Origin of the sequence: Ferruginibacter sp., from assembly GCF_014377975.1 — a bacterium.
Classification (GTDB): domain Bacteria; phylum Bacteroidota; class Bacteroidia; order Chitinophagales; family Chitinophagaceae; genus Ferruginibacter.
Genome location: NZ_JACMOO010000280.1, coordinates 1 through 18,290, shown reverse-complemented (window position 1 = coordinate 18,290; position 18,290 = coordinate 1). Strand labels below are relative to the sequence as shown.

Sequence of the window (18,290 nt, the reverse complement as noted above, 5' to 3'; positions counted from 1 at the left end):
ATATGTAAGGCTGGCACCGGTTATAAGCGAACTAAACCTGTTACCTGGCCAGGATAATTTTAGCAATGGCAGCATAAGGGGAGATGATAACCTGATTATTCATGAAAACAGGCACATGCAGCAGTTTGCTAATTTTAACGGAGGGCTAACCAAAGTATTTTCTTTTTTTCTTGGGCAGGAAGGTCAGTTACTTGCCAATGGTATTACCATTCCTGATTATTTTTTTGAAGGCGATGCAGTATGGCAGGAAACACTGGTAAGTGCACAGGGCAGGGGTAGGATGCCTTTTTTTTATAATGGATTCAGATCACTGCAAATGGGTAATAAAAATTATAGCTGGATGAAATTACGCAGCGGTTCTTTGTTAGATTATACTCCCGACCATTACGAATTAGGCTACCAGCTGGTGGCGTATGGTAATGAAAAATATGGTACAGATTTTTGGCAAAAAGTAACTACTGATGCAGTACATTTTAAAGGCTTATTTTATCCTTTTAACAAAGCCATCCAAAAATACTCGGGTAAAACATACCTGCAGTTCAGGCAGGATGCATTGAATTATTTTAAAACGCAAACCACGCCGCAGCATAAAACTGAACCGGAGCTGCAGTACATAACTCCCGTTAAAAAAAATACAGTAGCCAGTTATCTTTTTCCGGTTTATATAAACGATGACAGCATCCTTATTACGAAGAAATCATACAAGCAAATCAATGCTTTTTATTTGATTGTAAATGGAAGAGAAGAAAAAATCACCATCAAAAAAATTGTAATTGATGACTACTTTTCTTATAACAACGGAAGGATTGTGTATGCCAGCTATCAGTCAGACCCACGATGGGGCAACAGGGATTACAGCAATATCCAATTGCTGAATTTTTATACGAAAGAAAAGAAACAACTTACTTTCAAAACAAAATATTTTTCCCCTGTAATTAATAAAGATGGCACCGAAATATTGGCAGTAAATGTAGAGGTAAACGGTGGAAACAGTCTTCACCGGATTGATAGTTATACAGGTAAACTGATTCAGGAAATCCCTAATCCAAATAATTACTTTTTTACACAAAGCAATTATTTGGATAACAATTCAGCCATTGCGGCGGTGAGAAATCCTGAAGGACAAATGGCACTGATAAAAGTGAATCTCAACAATGGCGAAACAGAAACCGTTACGCCTTTTTCTTTTAATGTAGTAGGTTTTCCTTTTGTAAAAAATGATACAGTCTACTATAGTGCGATGGATAACAATACGCCTTCGGATAAAATATTTGCCGTAACGCTAAAGGATAAAAAAATATTCCGGTTAACCAATAATGTCAACGGGGTATACCAGCCAGCAATCAATTCAAAAGGGAGTTTGTTGTTTAGTGCATTTACTGCCGACGGATCAAGACTTGCCACAATAGATGCTGCCCAAATACACTGGCAATTAGTAGACAATGCAACAGTAATTCCCATTAAAAATATTGGTACTTTCAATGCATTGAACAGCCGGGGTTCGGGCGCATTGTATCAATTAACTGATACAAAAAATACCATCAGTAAATACAGTAAATCATTTAAGTTATTTAATTTTCATAGCTGGCGGCCTTTAGTGAGCGATCCGGAATATGGCTACACTGTTTACAGCGACAATATTTTAAGCAGTTTTACCAACAGCCTTACTTACGCCTATAATCGCAACGACAGAAGCCGCAAGATTGCATTTGATGCTATTTATGCAGGTTGGTTCCCTTATTTAAATCTTGGAACCTCTGCAAGTTTTGGCAGGCAGGTTGATACAGCATTTGGTAAAACAGTACTGTTTAACAGCGCTAAAATAAATGCAGGTATTTCGATACCACTTAGTTTTGTTGGCGGTACCACTTCAAAATATGTAGATTTTGGAATTAGTTATACTGTTGAACAATTGTATTACAGCGGCATCGGTAAAAACGTATTTACAAATAAAGGAATCAATTATGCAAATACTTTTTTTTCTTTTAGCAATGTGTCGCAGAAATCCCGTCAACAAATAAATCCACGCTGGGCGCAAACAGTTTCTTTTAGTTACAGAAATGCATTTAATTATCGCAATAGTCATAAACTGGTAAGTTCATCTTCTTTGTATTTGCCTGGTTTGTTTACCAACCACAGTCTTGTAATCAATGGTGCTTTTCAAAAAAGGGATGCGTTACCCGATTTGTTCAGTAATAATTTTTCTTATTCAAGAGGCTATGATGCATTGAGTCAGCCCACCATGTATAAAGTAGGTGTTAATTATCATTTGCCTTTATTGTACCCCGACTGGGGCTTTGGAAATATCATATTTTTTCAGCGTATCCGGCTTAATACTTTTTATGATTATACAAGTGTAAGTGCTAAAAGAAATATTAATTCAACCGTATATCTTAAAAACCGCAGCACCGGTGGCGAGCTGTATTTTGATACCAAAATATGGAATGCATTACAGGCAACTTTTGGCATCCGCTTTTCTCATTTATTAGATCCCAATTACAGAAACCAGTTAGTAAAAAACCGTTGGGAATTTATAGTTCCCATCAACCTCATTCCAAATTAACACCTGTTTATTTATTCATCACTTCCATATTTGCCGGATCCTGTTTGTTTTATTACTATGATGTGGCTCTTTACCTTCCGTTAGTACTGGTTTAATGGTGATAAAAAAGAGTTAATGTAGGCTATAGTTGGATAGTTCACCATTTTAAAATCATCTATGACAACATCCACGCATTTATGTAGCCATTTTCATATTTTTTACTACTAAAAACCGGCGCTGCTTTATCGTTTTAAATTTTGCTGTTAATAATTTCTTTACAAAAAGATAATACGGACTATGATAAATATCCAGGCAGGATAATTTTATTTTACCAGTCCTTTATGTTGAGGCGTGAAATAAAATAATATTCATTGTCATTTATAAGTACTTCAGCCCATAAAATATTTGTGGCACAATGTAACAGTTTAATGGAAGCATTGTCAGACAACGGGAAGGATACCTGCCCGGATAAAAATAAGGAACAGCTAAAAGAAGATCTGGACAGGCTCCAGCAATTGATGATAAATTACGTCAGTATTATTTCCGGAGTTTCTACGCTTATTGATGAATATGCTAATTTGCAAAGGCTGATGAGAATACGGGTGCGTAAGATGCAGATTCAAAAAAAAGCTGTTTTGAATAAATAGTGTTCTAAGCTTTTCGTTTACACAGTTTTAATTCAATCTCATAAATTAACTTCAGCTTTTTTGTGAATTTTTTATGGCTGTGAACGAATCCCACCTGCTCGTAAAAAGCATGTGTTTTCAACCTTTTATTTTGAGCAGTTACTTCAATTGCAATCACGTTATCGAATTGAATTTTTTCCAGCAGGCTGTTGACGAGGCCTCTTCCAATGCTCATATTCCTATAAGGTTTAACTACAAATAACTCCTGAATTTCTGCTACTCTTCCGCAATGATGCAGCAGATTTTGAATGTGGCCACTGATAAAGCCAATTACTGCATCTTCCTCATTTGTGGCAACAAGGTAACAGCAATCTTTATTGTCCAGATTCAGAAAAAAAATATTTTCAAAACCAGCATATTCAAAAATGGTTTCTTCCAACACGCAAATAAAATGATAAACCGTTGACACATCTTTTTTTGCTGCTTTCCGGATTTGATATTTCATGATTTTTCGGCGAATGATAATGTGTATTGCAAGAAAGTAAATTAAACCTTTGCAAACATTATCAAATAGTGAAATAATAATTACGCTATCATTACGAATTTGAATATGTCTAATTCTAAGGAAATACTGTAATAATATTGTTGAAAATTAACAAAGTTTATGAGAGTAATTTACCAAAAACTAACAACAGTATTAGCACTGCTATTGCTATTTTCACTCAAAGGATTTTCCCAGGATAAAATAATTACCGGGAAAATACAAACAGCAAATGGCACGGGCATTTCCAATGCAACCCTTTCAACCAATGGATCAAAAAAAACGACGATTACTGACAGCCTTGGAGGATTTCAGATTACAGTAACAAATGCTGATAAAAAAGTCATCGTTAGTTCTATCGGATTTTTAAGCAATTCATTTACACTTTCAACGAGCAACAACTATATGTTGATTCTGGAGGATGATTCCAAATCATTGTCTGACATAGTGGTGACTGCTTATGGCATTAAGAAAGAAGCCAAGCGCATCGGTTATTCCATTCAGGAAGTAAAAGGCTCCGATTTAACAAAAGCCAGGGATGCCAACCCCATCAATTCGCTCGCTGGTAAAGTAGCTGGCTTAACAGTAGGCGCCAATGCAGAAATGCTGGGTCGCCCTGAAATTGTTTTAAGAGGCAGTAAAGATTTATTGTTTGTGGTGGACGGTGTACCGGTAAATACGGATACCTGGAATATCAGCCCGGATGATATTGAATCCTATTCTGTGTTGAAAGGAACCAATGCTTCTGCATTGTATGGTTTCAGGGGCTTAAACGGGGCCATTGTAATTACCACAAAAAGAGGAAAAAATTCGGCTAAAGGCTGGCAGGTAGAGATTAACAGCAGTACATTACTGGAGAAAGGTTTTTTAGCTGAACCACAAAGCCAGACTGCGTACGGAAGGGGTAAAGCTTTTCAATACAGTTATGGAGATGTATTGTATGACAACAAACAGCGTTTGCCGGAATGGGGGCCGCATTTTGAAGGTCAGTTGGTAAAACAATATGACAGTCCTTTTGATCCGGTTGCATTGGTAAGAACACCTACGCCCTGGACAGCCCGGGGTATCAATAATTTTGGCAAGTTTATGCAAACTGGTTTAATCAACACTAATAATATTTCATTGTCTTCTGCTACAGATAAATCAGATATCAGAATTTCTGTTTCCAATATGAATCAAAAAGGAATGGCACCCAATACAAAGTTGAATTCCTATACCCTGGCTTTAAACGCAGGTTATAACATCACCAGTAAATTTAGAATTGAAGCAAGTGTGAATGTAAACAAGCAAGCCAGTCCTAATATTCCGGATGTAAACTACGGGCCTAATTCTTATATCTACATGTTTAAGGTATATGGTTCTGCTGACTATAATGTGGACGACCTGAAAGATATTTACAAAGGACCACAGGGCGTTAAAGATCTGATTCCCTATGCACAGGAATATGGCCGTGAAAACAGTGCCTGGTTCATTGCAAAAAAATGGTTTCATTCGCACGATAAGACAGATATCAACGGTTACATAAAAGCAAGCTATAAATTCAGCGATGCATTGGGTATAAGTTTGCGCTCGCAGGTTACCAGTTGGTCGCAACTTAGAACAGAACAGGTGCCTGCCGGTATAAATCTGAACACGTATACGCCCTGGTATACTTTTGGCTGGTATGGAGATTATCGGGAAGACAGGCGTAACCTGTTTGAAAACAACAATGACCTGATCCTTAATTTTGATAAGAAAATAGGTAAATTTAATATCAGTGCATTAGCAGGTGCAAGTGACCGTGCATTTAATTACAATTCATTATATGGAACTACCAAGGGTTTATCTATACCCAATGTGTATGCACTTACCAACTCGCTGGTACCCTATTCTTCTTATACATGGGGCTCTAAAATGCAGGTATATAGTGGGTTCTATTCAATTGATGCAACCTACGGCAAGTACCTGACTTTGTCCAATACCGGCAGGGTAGACCATTTGTCAACCTTTGGTTCCGGTAACAATACTTTCTTTTACCCCTCCATATCATTGAGTACGGTGATAAGCGACTACGTTTCATTGCCCAAAGCCATTTCTTTTCTAAAGATACGCGGATCTTTTGCCGATGTAAAAGGTGGCCTTACTTCCCCTACCGTAGCCTCGGCATTTACACAGATTACCGGTAACAGTACCAATGGTGGCTTACTCGGTTACGGTACAGATTTGTTAAGTTCTTATGACGGACCTACTTATCAAAATCAAAACGCCTATAGCATCGCCAGTTATTACAATGGCGCTCCTTCAGTTAATTACACTTCCACCATTGCGAATCCGGCTTTAAAGCCCTTTGATGTATCATCTTACGAAGCTGGAATTGATATTAAGTTTTTACGCAACAGACTGAGCCTGGATGCGACCTATTTCATCAGCCAGAACGGCCCGCAGATTGTACCATTGAACGTGGCTCCTTCATCCGGTTATGGCGCACAAAATGTAAACGGTATCAGCTCGCAAAAAAAGGGATACGAAATTTCACTTACAGGCTCACCTATCAGGAGTGTGAGGGGGTTAAACTGGGATGTGATGGCGAATTATGCAACTTATAAGGAAACCCTAAAGAATATTTACCAGGCAGAAACTGCTTATCCACTGAACAATCATAATTATACAAAAGGAGAAAGACTGGATGGGATTTATGTACAAAGTTTTGTAAGGGATGCCAGCAACAATATTGTTTATAGTGGCGGCTTGCCTCTAAGAGCACCTTCAGACATTGGTAACAATAAGCTGATCGGTTATGCCAATCCTGACTATACATTTGGCATCAACAACCGTTTTACCTACCACAATTTTAGCTTCAGTTTTCAGTTTGACGGAAGAATTGGTGGTAAAATTTATGATGAGGTTTATAAAGATGGTATGAATGGCGGTACGTCTATTGAAAGCGCTACTGGCGCTTTTGGTGCAGCCCGTTTGGCTGAGTGGCAAACTACCAGTACTGGAACCATAGCTCCAAAAGGTCAGTATGTAGCAAACGGTGTAAAAATAGTTTCGGGTACTCCAATATACAGTGGTGGTATAATCACCAATATGAAGGACATTAAGTTTGCTCAAAATGATGTGGCCACTACCGTACAGAATTTTGTTTCATCCGGCATTGGAAACGTTACGGAATACTGGATGACAGACCGTTCATTTGCCAAACTGCGTGAAGTAACATTGGGATTTAGTCTTCCTGCAAGTATGCTTGGCAAAGCCAAACTGATAAAATCCGCTTCTTTTTCCCTGGTAGGGAGAAATCTTTTATATTTTGCCAAGAGAAAGGATATTGACCTCGATCAGTTTGCTTCGGGCTACAACGATACAGACAAATCGCTGGGCAATGGCGGCCAGTTACAAAGCACCACAGCCAGGAGATTTGGATTTAATATTAACCTGAGCTTTTAATTAAAAACTATAAAATAATTATATGAAACTTAAATTGAATTATCTGATTGCCTGCCTTGGTATGATAATACTTGGCACAAGCAGTTGTCAAAAAGGAGACCTTCTGTCCAATCCAAACGTGGCTGCGGAAAGTTCTACTATTCCTGTTTCCTTAATCCTTAATCACATCGGATCAAATATGCTGCGGGAAGAAGAGCCGGTTATTTCAAACGTTTACCGCTGGAACCAGAATATAGTGGCCAACTATTCATATTATTTTGGAACCAATACTTATAACTGGTCAAACACAAACCACACCTATGATGTGATCCGGTTTTGCAATAAGCTGGAAGAACAGGCTAAAAAACAGTACAATAATACTACCAATGTGTACTTTGGATTAAGCAAATTTTTTAAGGCATACTCATTTATTTGGTTATCTCAAAGAGTGGGCGATATCCCGATGATACAAGCGGGGGATATAAACAACTTAACGCCGGTTTATGATAAACAACATGACGTGTATAAAAATTGCCTGGCAATGCTGGATACCGCCAATACTATTTTAGCTAGTGTAAGTTCTGCCGCCAACGCTGGCAAGATGGTGGATGCAACCGGAGATATTTATGGACTCTCTTATTTGCAATGGCGCAAATTGATCAATACTTACAAACTCAGGATATTGATAAGCCTAAGCAAACGGGCGGATGACAATGCAGACTTAAATATCAAGACACAGTTTGCCAATATCATCAACGATCCTGTCAACTTCCCCATTATGACTTCCAACAGTGATAATATGGTGTACAGATACACGGCAGTAACGCTTTATCCGCCTAACAGGGCTGGTTATGCTCCTTATAATAACTGCGAAAACATCAGTCAGTTATTTTTTAATATTACCGCAGCCTATAGTGATCCACGTACTTTTGTATTGACTATACCCGCACAAGCCCAGTTAAACGCAGGTAAACAGGTGAGTGATTTTACAGCCTATGTGGGGGAAGACAATTCCAAATCCCAGGGGTTAATGTCAAATTTTTCAACAGATGGAAAGTATTCTAATTTAAGTTACACACGTTACATGTCTTCACCATCCGGTGCTAATGCCGAGCCTTATATTTTGGTTGGTTATCCTGAAATGTGTTTCAATATTGCAGAAGCAGTCTACAGGGGTTGGATTAGCGGCGCTATGGCATCCGACTGGTACTACAAAGGTATAAAAGCGTCCATGAATATTTATGGCCTGGCACAGGGCCAAATGGTAACAGTAAGCAATGTGGATGGTTCGAAAACTTTAGGAACTGCCAGCATTGATATCAACGGATTTTTAGCCAATCCAAATGTGGTTTATACCGATTCAATCGGATTGACCCAGATACTTACTCAAAAATATGTGGCATTTTTTATGAATTCTGGTTTTGAATCTTTTTATAATTGGCGCAGAACCGGCGTGCCTGCCTTTAGCCAGGGCGGCGCAGGTATTGGTACACCCAATAACCAGATACCGCTTCGCTGGCAATATCCGCAGGACGAAATTACCTATAATGCGGATAATTATAAATCAGCTATCAGCAGCCAGTACAATGGTACTGATGATGTAAATGCAAAAATGTGGTTGATAAAATAAGACCTTAATAATGGAATAGTATACCATTAAAGTGGGGGGCTTGCAGCTCTCCACTTTTTAATTATATTTTTTTTAATCACGGAAAGGCGATTTTATTTTTATTACAATCAATCGCAAAAAATTCAAATAATAAATGTATCGCATGAAGAAGTTACTTTATCTTTTTTTACTGGCCAATCCGCTTTTTTCTTCGGCACAAATAGCTGACAGTGCAAAAAGAGAAGTAAAATTGCAGGGCGCCATTAATTTCAGGGATGTGGGTGGTTATGCAACCAAAGACGGCAGACATGTTAAGTGGGGTAAAATATACCGGTCCGCTGAATTAAACAATCTAACGGATGCGGACTTGCTGAAATTGCAACAGTTAGGCATCGCCAGGGTGGATGATTTTCGCGGACCATTTGAAGTGAAACTGGCTCCGGATAAAATACCGTTGAATGCCACCCGCATTGATTTACCTTCAGGCAGTGAGCACATCGGGGATAGCGGCTCAAGCTTCAGCAAAACTATGATGAAAGGAAACGGGGATTTATTGATGTTAAATTTTTATAGCAATACAGCACCCTTTGCAAACAGGTACAGACCCGTGTTTAAAGAATTGCTGCAACTAAATCCCGACAGCGCTCTGTTATTTCATTGCACTGCAGGAAAAGACAGAACGGGCATTGCCGCTGCACTTATTTTGTATGCATTGGGGGTGAATGAAAAAACGATTATGCGGGATTACCTGGCCACCAATTATTACAGGACTTCCGAAAATGAAAAAGCCATCAGCGGCATGGTAAAAAATTACGGTATGGATGAAGCAACCGCCAGGAAAATGATGGAAGCAAAAGAAAAATACCTGAACGCTACTTTTGTTTCTATTATACGGCAATACGGAACCGTTAATCATTATCTTGAATCTGTCATGGGGCTGGATAAAAAGATGCTGCAGAAATTACGGACGTTATATCTTAATTAATACTTTTCCGTTCTGTGGCTATGGTTTAAAATTTTGCATGGTATTCGGCCACTCCGCTTTTTAGTCATAATTCAATATCGTTTGGGTAAGCCTATAAGGCTTGTATTAGGATAGTCGTGGGTCGGCAAAAACTACGGACGGGAGATAATTGGAGATTAACCCAGAAAGAGCCGCACCTTCGATAGTATAGCCAGTAAATACAAATAAACATGCTAAAAATACAGCTACGAAAAACCAATAAAATATTTATTACGCTGTTTATTTAACTATTTCAGTTTTGTACAAAACTTTTCCTTCATAACTAATAATTTGCGCAGTCAATATTTTGGGCGTTAACGAAAATGCAATAAATCCATTTTCAGATAATGCAAACCTGCCGCCATCGGGATGCAGAATTGTTGGCGTTGTTTCTGACCCTGCACCTGAAACAAAATAATGCGTGGTACCGGTTGGCTTAATATATTGCAGGTTGTGTTCATGTCCACAGATGTAGGCATCTACTTTGTATTGATCAAAAATGGGTTTCAATAAATAGTTTAATTGTAAAGTCGCATCTCTGTTCATCCTTTTTCCACCTGTAAATAAAGGATGATGTCCCACAACAATCCTCCATTTTATGTTGGGTGAAGCATTACTTAATTCAGCTTCCAGCCACTTCCTTTGCTGAGCAGTATCCTGCGTTTTAACATCAGCGTGATCTGCATTTTTATAATATTCCTCAATGAACGGTGTGGTATCAATAAAAATCAGCAACGCCTGTTGGGTGGTATCATCGTTCATTATTATTTTTTTTGAATAATACCTTGCAGGCATATTCCAGCGACGGTCAATTTTTGTATAATCTATTTCCGCCTGAACGTTTCCTTTATAATCGTGGTTACCTAAAACTACATACCAGTTTTGCTGCAGGGAGTGTGCTGTGTAAATGTCTTCATAAGAATCAATCCAACGATGATCCTGTGTGCTGGCTACACCACTGGGATAAAAATTATCTCCGGTAGAAATTAAAAAATCAGTACTTAATATTTTTGCTGAAATACCCATTTGAATTGCTACCTCCCGCTGTTTGTCTTCACCGTTTCTTCCCCAATCACCCATGGCAATAAAGTTGACAGCTTTTTTATTGATCGTTAATCCTGATTTAACTTTTAAGGAATCGTTTTGCTGTGCTGTGAGATTTATGACTGCAATAAAAGAAAGCGCCAGTACAATAACTATGTTTTTTTTCACGTAATTTTTTTATGGATGCGAAAGTATTTATTGTAAAACAATTTCATCCATTATTTAATTGTTACTCTTTTAACTTCTGTAATATATACCATCGTTTATCATTTTAAAAAGTGGTGGGGCGAATACCGGCAACACTGTAAAATACCGGATTTTTTATCATTTAGATGAAGACCTGTTGCAGCGACATTAAAAGGAAAATCTTTTATTAATCCTGTCATTATTAAGATTGAGTTATCAATAAGTTAACAATAAATTACCAATTTTTAAAAAGGTAACATTACTCAGAATTGCTTCAGAATTGAATAAAAGGTTTGCAAAAAAAATTAAGGTATGAACAATAAAATTTACCTGGCACTCATTTTTATTTTTGCAGGCTTCGCTTCTTTTGCTCAAAACAGTGTATTAAAAGGACAGGTTATTGACGGGAAAACAAAGGAACCCCTGGCTGGTGCTTATGTTTATTTTGCCGATCGAAAAGGAGCTGCACTTACGGATGCATTTGGGCAGTATTCAATTTCCAAAATGCCGTCAGGCACTTACGAGGTTAAGGTAAAATATGTCGGCTATAAAGAGTTCAAAAAGCAAATTGACCTCACTGAAAACAAGGTGATTAATCTAACGGTCACATTGGAAGAAAAAGCAGAATCTTTACAAAATGTAAAAGTGTATGGAAAGGCCATTATTGAATCAGAAGCTTCTTCCCGCCGCACTGAGAAGAAAGCGAATAATATAATGAATGTACTTTCTGCGCAGGCAATGGAACGCTCTCCTGATATTAATGCAGCCAATGCATTACAACGTGTATCAGCCGTAACCCTGCAACGCAATAGCGGTTCTGATGAGGCCTTCGCTATCATAAGAGGTCTGGAACCCAGGTACAACAATACTTTGATCAATGGCGTTAAAGTAACAAGTCCTGATCCTGCGTCGCGGTTTGTATCCTTAAGTATTATACCGTCAGATTTGCTGGACCGGATAGAAGTAAGTAAAACATTAACGCCTCAAATGGAAGGCGACGCCATCGGCGGTACCGTAAATCTTATTTTTAAAGACGCACCGGAATTTGAATATTTTAAGGTCAATGCATCTGCGGGATACAGTACAATATTTTTCAACCGTAAGTTTGATGATTTTAGTCATGGCGCTGTACAAAGTAAAAGTGTAAGTGAAAGGTTTGGGCCTGATTATAAGCCGGGGCAAGGAAACTTCTCCCGCGCAAATCTTGATTTTACACAAAAAAATGCGCCTGTAACTTCTTTGTTAGGATTTACTTACGGACGCAGGTTGTTGAAAAATAAGTTGGGCTTTATTATTTCAGACAGTTATCAAAATCAATATTACGGCACCAATTCAGAATTTAATATTGCACAACTAGATACCCGTCCAGGCAAAAATTACCAACCGGTTATTTCTGATGTGGCCAACAGAACCTATTCAACCCAACAATTGAACAATGGTTTATCAACCCACCTTGATTATAAGTTCAACGATAATAATAAGATCAGTCTCGACAATATTTTTTTATACACACATTTAGCGCAAACACGGTTAAGTATTGATACTTCGATATTGGGTGGTAATGGCGGAAGAACTGGACCCGGCACCGGCGCTGTTTTTAACGATAACCGTTCGTACATACAAAACCAATATGTCGAGAATCTTAAACTGAGCGGCAAACATATTCTTTCCAATCATTTTCTTTTTGACTGGGCAGGGATTTATTCCAACTCTACCCAAAATGCACCGGACAGAGCCGATATTTCGCTTAATCATTTAATTAATCCTGATTTTACGAGTACGCCTAACTACCTGTATAACGTATCAAGGATTTGGCAAAAAAGTAGTAATAAAGATTTAACGGCATTGGCCAACCTGGGCTATAAATCAGGTCTGGGAAAAAATAATTCAATTGAGTTAAAAGCAGGAGGATTATATAGGCAAAGCAACCGCTTCAATAACCAGAATGAATATACGCTGAAGCCCACACCAGATAATTTAACCGGGGGAAAAACTGTGTTTACAGATATATATGCGGCTGATTGGGTAGTGTACAACGTTACGGGAACATCCACAAGCGATAAGGCGAATTATACAGCATATGAAAACATTACCGCAGGATACGGAGAGTTTAAACTTACCCTTAATAAACTGGACGCAGTAGGTGGGGTAAGGGTAGAAGGTACCGAGCAGGGCTATGACACACATCCGGTAGTATTGGATGTAAAGAGCAATGCAAAGAAAACATACACAGACGTATTACCCAGCCTGCAGCTAAAATACAAACTGACTGATAAATCTAATATCAGGGCATCTTATTTTAAATCAATATCACGGCCTGCTTTATATGAACTGGTACCCACACCAACTTTTGGACAGAGCACGGACATTACCGGTAACCCTGAAGTGAAGCATACGGTTGCGGATAATTATGATATCCGTTATGAGTTGTATCCCAAAAACGAAGAGCAATTTTTTATAGGAGGGTTTTATAAGAATATTACCAACCCGATTGAGTTTGCGCTAAACAGTTTAGATGGTGGGCAAGCCAATACCTCTCCGCAAAACTTTGGTACGGCTACTGTAACGGGTGCGGAAGTAGTGTACAGCAGATTTTTTGGTATGTTGGGGGTATCAGCAAATTATACTTACACTTATTCAAATATCAATACAACAAAAATATTTACTTCAACAGATGCCAACGGTGTTTCCACATCGGTTCCAAAACTACAGAGCAGGCCTATGCAAGGACAGACCGCCAATGTGGTGAACCTGTCTTTATTGTATAAAAATGATAAGCGAAAGGCATTTGTACAACTGGCGTACACCTATACCAGTAAAACCCTGGCCTTGGTATATCCAAATTATGGATTTGATTATTATCAGCAACCACAATCCTTCTTATCGTTGTCGGGCCAAAAACAGATAGACAAACATTTTGTATTTACCGCAAAAGTCAACAATCTTTTTAACACAGCTACTACTATAAAAATAGGCAGCCTTGTTCAGTCAAGGGATGTTTACAACCTGGGCTTTAATCTTGGTTTTCGTTATTCACTTTAAATTAAAAAAATATCAAAATGAAAATAAGATATATTCAAACATTGATTAGCGCTTTTTTAATTGTTTTAAGTATAAGCTCCTGCCAGAAGGATGAGGTTACTACTTTTACCAAAATAGTAATTCCTTCTTCAGGTCCTATCACAGCGGGTAATATCAGCGGATTTTTGAAGGGCACTTTATTGACTGGCCAAACCTATATCATTACTGCAGATATTACGGTTAAAAAAGGCGATACACTGGCTTCGCAACCAGGCGCCATTGTTATTGTAAAAAATAATTCACAAATTAATATACAGGGAGTATTACAATTAATCGGCTCAAAGGAACAGCCTGTATCGTTTAATTCCGATACCAATCAACCAGGTACCTGGGGAGGTTTTCAATGCGATACAGCCCAGGCCATCATTATCAAATGGACCCACGTTGATAATACCGGCGGACCAGATGCATCTGGCAGTGCAAGGGGTACACTAAAAGTAAAAAATGCAATCAATGTAGATATTGAAGATTCGTGGTTCACCAATGGCCAGGACGATCTGATACGAATAGAAAAAGGAGCAACCATCACCTTGCTAAGAAATACCATTAGTTCATCGGGCAGTACAGATGGCGAGGCATTTAATCTTAAAACAGGTGTAAAAGGCATAGTAGCTTACAATGTTATTTTTAGCCAGGCAGGCTCAGCCGTAAAACTGGAAACCAGCAGCCGAATACCTTTTCCACAAACAGAAGTTGAAGTATATAACAATACGATCGTGTCAAACGGGTGGAGAAGAGGATCAGCAGAACCAGGGCGGGCAGTATCCGTTGGTGTAAATGCAATCGGCCATATTTACAATAATATCATAGTAAATAATTACCACGGCATCGAACTTTTTAGTGATGGCGATCTTGTTAAAACTACTTACGGCAATAATCTTTTTTATGCCACAAGGGATACCTATACAGATCTCGTAGATTCAACTCAAAAAATAAATATCAGGGATAATTTTTATCCGGCTTCCGGTGTGGGTGTGGCCCAGCCTTCGGATCTGGTATCAAAAAAAATCGGTAATTATGATCCCCTTTTTATTAATTTTAACGGCCTGGTTGCTGCTCCCAATGGCTTCCCAAATACGTATAATTTTCGTTTGCAGAATGGTTCACCTGCTTTTGGTACCGGCTTTGCAAAGTACGATCAGGACCTGGGCGCTTATACTACCAATGGAAAAGGAAACCAGCATTAATTGAATAGAACTATTTGTTAACCATTTTTTAAATAATACGTCAAAGAAATATGAAAAAATACCTGATTTTATTTATTGTAATTTTTTCCATAACTGCAAACTTTTACCAGGCAACAGCCCAGGCAAACAATGTATACATTGCAGATAAAAAAATTGCTTTGCCCGGTGATGGCGGATACGATTATCTTTTTATAGACCAGCAAAACAGGCGCTTATATGTGTCGCATGGAACAACTGTAGATGTTGTTAACCTGGATACAGATGAATTGGCTGGCACCATCGCTGGTATGCAGGGGAATCATGGCATAGCAGTAGCAAAAAATGCCGGCAAAGGTTTTATTAGTGATGGAAAAGCAAATGCAGTTGTTGCTTTTGACCTTGCTACTTTAAAGGTAATGGCAACTATACCGTTGAGTGGCAAAAAACCGGATGCGATTATTTATGACCCGTTTTCCAATCGTGTATTTGCTTTTAACGGCGGCAGTGATAATGCATCGGTAATTGATGTAGACGCATTAAAAGAGATTGCTACAATATCCTTAACAGGCGGTCCTGAGTTTGCAGTAGCGGATGGTCATGGAAAAATATATAATAACATAGAAGATAAAAATACGATGAAGGTTATTGACAGTAAATCCCTGAAAGTGATTGATACCTATTCTTTGTCACCTTGTGGCGGGCCGACAGGCCTTGCATTGGATTCGCTAAACTTCAGGCTGTTTACAGTTTGCCGGGAGAATAAAGGCATGAGTGTTTTGGATATGAAATCCGGTAAAGTAATCACTACAATTCCCATCGGTGGCGGCGTTGATGCTGTTGCCTATGATGCCGAAACAAAATTAATTTTTTGTTCAAATGGAGATGCTACTACCACCATCATCCAACAGCAATCTGCAGATAAATATGAAGTGGTACAAACGCTTGCTACACAAACAAGGGCAAAAACTTTAGCCTTGGATACAAAGACACATAAAATTTATCTGAGTGTAGTAGACTTTGAGCCGGGAACTAAAAATGCCGTTCCCGGAACATTTAAGTTATTGGTTTTTAAACCAAACAAATAAGAAGGTTTAATAGTAGTTAATTTTTTGAGAAAATATTTTTTAACCGTAGCCCAAGCTGCGGTTTTTTATTTTAGTGATTAACAGAAAAAGAATCGAATAATCAGCATTACTCTATAAATCCATTTAACCTTTTATTGTGAGGTATCGCTTATAAACTTCAGTTTTGCTACAACTTCAGTTTTTAGTTTTGTATAATTATTCATTAACAATCAAAAATAAAAGTATGAAAAAAACACTAAGTTTTGTAGCGCTATTTTTTGCGGTAGGTTCCGCAACTTTTGCGCAAAATGAAAAGGGAGAAAATAAAGAAAAAATGGTTGTTCCGGCAACAGTTAAAACAGCCTTATCAAAAAAATATCCGGAAGCTTCAAAGGTAACCTGGGAAAAAGAAAAAGCCAATTATGAAGCCAATTGGGGTGGTAAATCTGGGGAAGATAACTCAGTCCAGTTTACTCCGGCAGGTGTCTTTATTGAAATTGTAAAAGCTATCCAGGTAAGTGAACTTCCTTCGCCGGTTCGCACTTATGTGAAGGATCATTACAAGGGATCAAAGATTACAGAGGCCGGACGTGTTACAAATGCTGCAGGTAAAACCTCTTACGAGGCTGAAGTAAACAAAAGGGATATCATTTTTGATGAGCAAGGTAATTTTGTAAAAGCAGAAAATTAATGTGTAACCAATTTAACCGCCGCTGACTTATCAGGGGCGGTTTTTTTATGATGAGATATTTTGTGAAGAAAGTTCAGATGAATATTTTATTCCTTTTTTCTATGCCTGAATTATCCCTGACCGGTTGCTCCTTAACAGAGACTGCTTCCGTTTATTTCAGCACTATAAATGTAAATCCATTTTAAGACAGCATTTAAAATAGGGTTAGTAAACAAGAGTGTAAAGTTATACAAGTTACAATTTATTGATGCTTCAAAATAACCGCTGCAATTCCCTGAAGTTTATCAAGGTTGTCGTGAACAAACGTAAGTCCGGCCTGGTACAGGTTATTTATATTTTCTGGTGTTGCAATATCCATTTCAGAACAGGCTTCCTTTAAGCCAGGTTCAAGGCGGTAATAGTGTTGCTGGTTTTCCTTATCAAGTGTAAGAAACATTTGTGTTAACTGGTAAGATACGGTTTCCGAATTGCCCGACATAAGAATATCAATTACAGGTTGCAGCCATTTTATTTCTCCTGCATGTTCAAAGTTTTTATAACTGTATTTCTTCTTAACTGATCCGGTACCCAAAGAAAGAATAATCATATCTTTTGCTGATGGCTTATCCATTTTATCAGGGTCGTTTAAAAATTTAGAGAACTTAATTTTCCGGGCTTCCGCATAGGCACAAAGGGCCGGGTTATTGGCATACATGCCTCCGTCTACCAGGGTAAAAGATTGCCCCGAAACCGATTCAATATGCGCAGGTGGAAAATAAGTAGGAGCGGCGGAAGTAGCCCTTGCAACGTCCCTTACTTTAAAATTATACAACGTATTTTCACTTGCGTCGGTGCTGGTAAAAAAAATAGCTTTGCGGTCCGTAATTTCATAGGAGGTGATGAGGCTTGGCTTAATAAATTTATCTAGTGTTTCCTCCCCAAAATAGGCTTTTAATAAACTGCTCAACGGCTCGCCGGAGAATTTTTCGTGAATTATACCGTTGGCACTTTTTATTTTTTCCATAAAGGTGCGGTCAAATATAATATGGCCTTTTTTTAAGTATAGGTCAAGCGCTTCCTGAGCTGAGTATTTAGCTTTACCATTTTCGCCCGGCACCAGATACAAACAGGATAAAATACCACCAGTGCTGGTTCCAGCAATCATATCAAAATAATCACCGAGTTTACTGGAGCTGTTGTTATCCATCTTTTGCAGAATTTTTTCCAGTTCCATAAGAATAGTGCCTGGAATTATTCCTCTTATACCGCCACCGTCAATCGATAAAATTCTTATTTTTTTCATAAATAAAAATGGCAAATAAATTTTAAAAATACTTTAATAAATATACCTTT

At 38.2% G+C, this 18,290-nt stretch carries 12 protein-coding genes; 9 read left to right on the top strand and 3 right to left on the bottom strand.

Annotation, left to right across the window (positions count from 1 at the left end; all coding sequences use genetic code 11):
• Together H7254_RS14635 and H7254_RS14630 are read left to right on the top strand one after the other, a co-directional pair.
• Nucleotides 1-2,563 (top strand): hypothetical protein (locus H7254_RS14635; protein ID WP_301933665.1); only part of this gene is annotated, 2,563 nt, incomplete at its 5' end.
• A 350-nt stretch (nt 2,564-2,913) separates the two neighbouring features.
• Nucleotides 2,914-3,189, top strand: a complete 276-nt coding sequence (locus H7254_RS14630; protein ID WP_301933664.1) for a hypothetical protein — start codon at nt 2,914-2,916, stop codon at nt 3,187-3,189.
• A gap of 4 nt (nt 3,190-3,193) precedes the next feature.
• Here the strand turns inward: H7254_RS14630 and H7254_RS14625 are convergent, their stop codons facing one another.
• A complete protein-coding gene (locus tag H7254_RS14625) occupies nt 3,194-3,673 on the bottom strand; it encodes a GNAT family N-acetyltransferase (protein WP_301933663.1) in 480 nt (159 codons plus the stop codon).
• Nucleotides 3,674-3,832: 159 nt separating this feature from the next.
• On the opposite strand from H7254_RS14625, the gene H7254_RS14620 reads away from it, so the two are divergent.
• The 3 genes from H7254_RS14620 (at nt 3,833) to H7254_RS14610 (ending at nt 9,708) form a co-directional block, all read left to right on the top strand.
• Complete coding sequence (locus tag H7254_RS14620; protein WP_301933662.1) at nt 3,833-7,135, top strand: SusC/RagA family TonB-linked outer membrane protein; 3,303 nt, start codon at nt 3,833-3,835, stop codon at nt 7,133-7,135.
• A gap of 22 nt (nt 7,136-7,157) precedes the next feature.
• Entirely contained in the window at nt 7,158-8,744 is a 1,587-nt protein-coding gene (locus H7254_RS14615) for a SusD/RagB family nutrient-binding outer membrane lipoprotein (protein WP_301933661.1), read from the top strand.
• 142 nt (nt 8,745-8,886) lie between these two features.
• Entirely contained in the window at nt 8,887-9,708 is an 822-nt protein-coding gene (locus tag H7254_RS14610; protein WP_301933660.1) for a tyrosine-protein phosphatase, read from the top strand.
• Nucleotides 9,709-9,966: 258 nt separating this feature from the next.
• On the opposite strand, the gene H7254_RS14605 is transcribed toward H7254_RS14610, so the two are convergent.
• A complete protein-coding gene (locus H7254_RS14605; protein ID WP_301933659.1) occupies nt 9,967-10,938 on the bottom strand; it encodes a tartrate-resistant acid phosphatase type 5 family protein in 972 nt (323 codons plus the stop codon).
• Nucleotides 10,939-11,268: 330 nt separating this feature from the next.
• On the opposite strand from H7254_RS14605, the gene H7254_RS14600 reads away from it, so the two are divergent.
• The 4 genes from H7254_RS14600 to H7254_RS14585 all read left to right on the top strand — a co-directional run bounded on the left by H7254_RS14600 (nt 11,269) and on the right by H7254_RS14585 (nt 16,958).
• Entirely contained in the window at nt 11,269-13,998 is a 2,730-nt protein-coding gene (locus tag H7254_RS14600) for a TonB-dependent receptor (RefSeq protein ID WP_301933658.1), read from the top strand.
• Nucleotides 13,999-14,015: 17 nt separating this feature from the next.
• Nucleotides 14,016-15,224 (top strand): right-handed parallel beta-helix repeat-containing protein, encoded by a 1,209-nt coding sequence (locus H7254_RS14595; protein WP_301933657.1) that lies wholly within the window; start codon nt 14,016-14,018, stop codon nt 15,222-15,224.
• A 50-nt stretch (nt 15,225-15,274) separates the two neighbouring features.
• A complete protein-coding gene (locus H7254_RS14590) occupies nt 15,275-16,288 on the top strand; it encodes a YncE family protein (RefSeq protein WP_301933656.1) in 1,014 nt (337 codons plus the stop codon).
• A 223-nt stretch (nt 16,289-16,511) separates the two neighbouring features.
• The gene (locus H7254_RS14585) at nt 16,512-16,958 is read left to right on the top strand and encodes a PepSY-like domain-containing protein (RefSeq protein WP_301924479.1); all 447 of its coding nucleotides are present in this window, start codon (nt 16,512-16,514) and stop codon (nt 16,956-16,958) included.
• A 241-nt stretch (nt 16,959-17,199) separates the two neighbouring features.
• Here the strand turns inward: H7254_RS14585 and H7254_RS14580 are convergent, their stop codons facing one another.
• Nucleotides 17,200-18,240 (bottom strand): patatin-like phospholipase family protein, encoded by a 1,041-nt coding sequence (locus H7254_RS14580; protein WP_301933655.1) that lies wholly within the window; start codon nt 18,238-18,240, stop codon nt 17,200-17,202.
• Nucleotides 18,241-18,290: the final 50 nt, after the last annotated feature.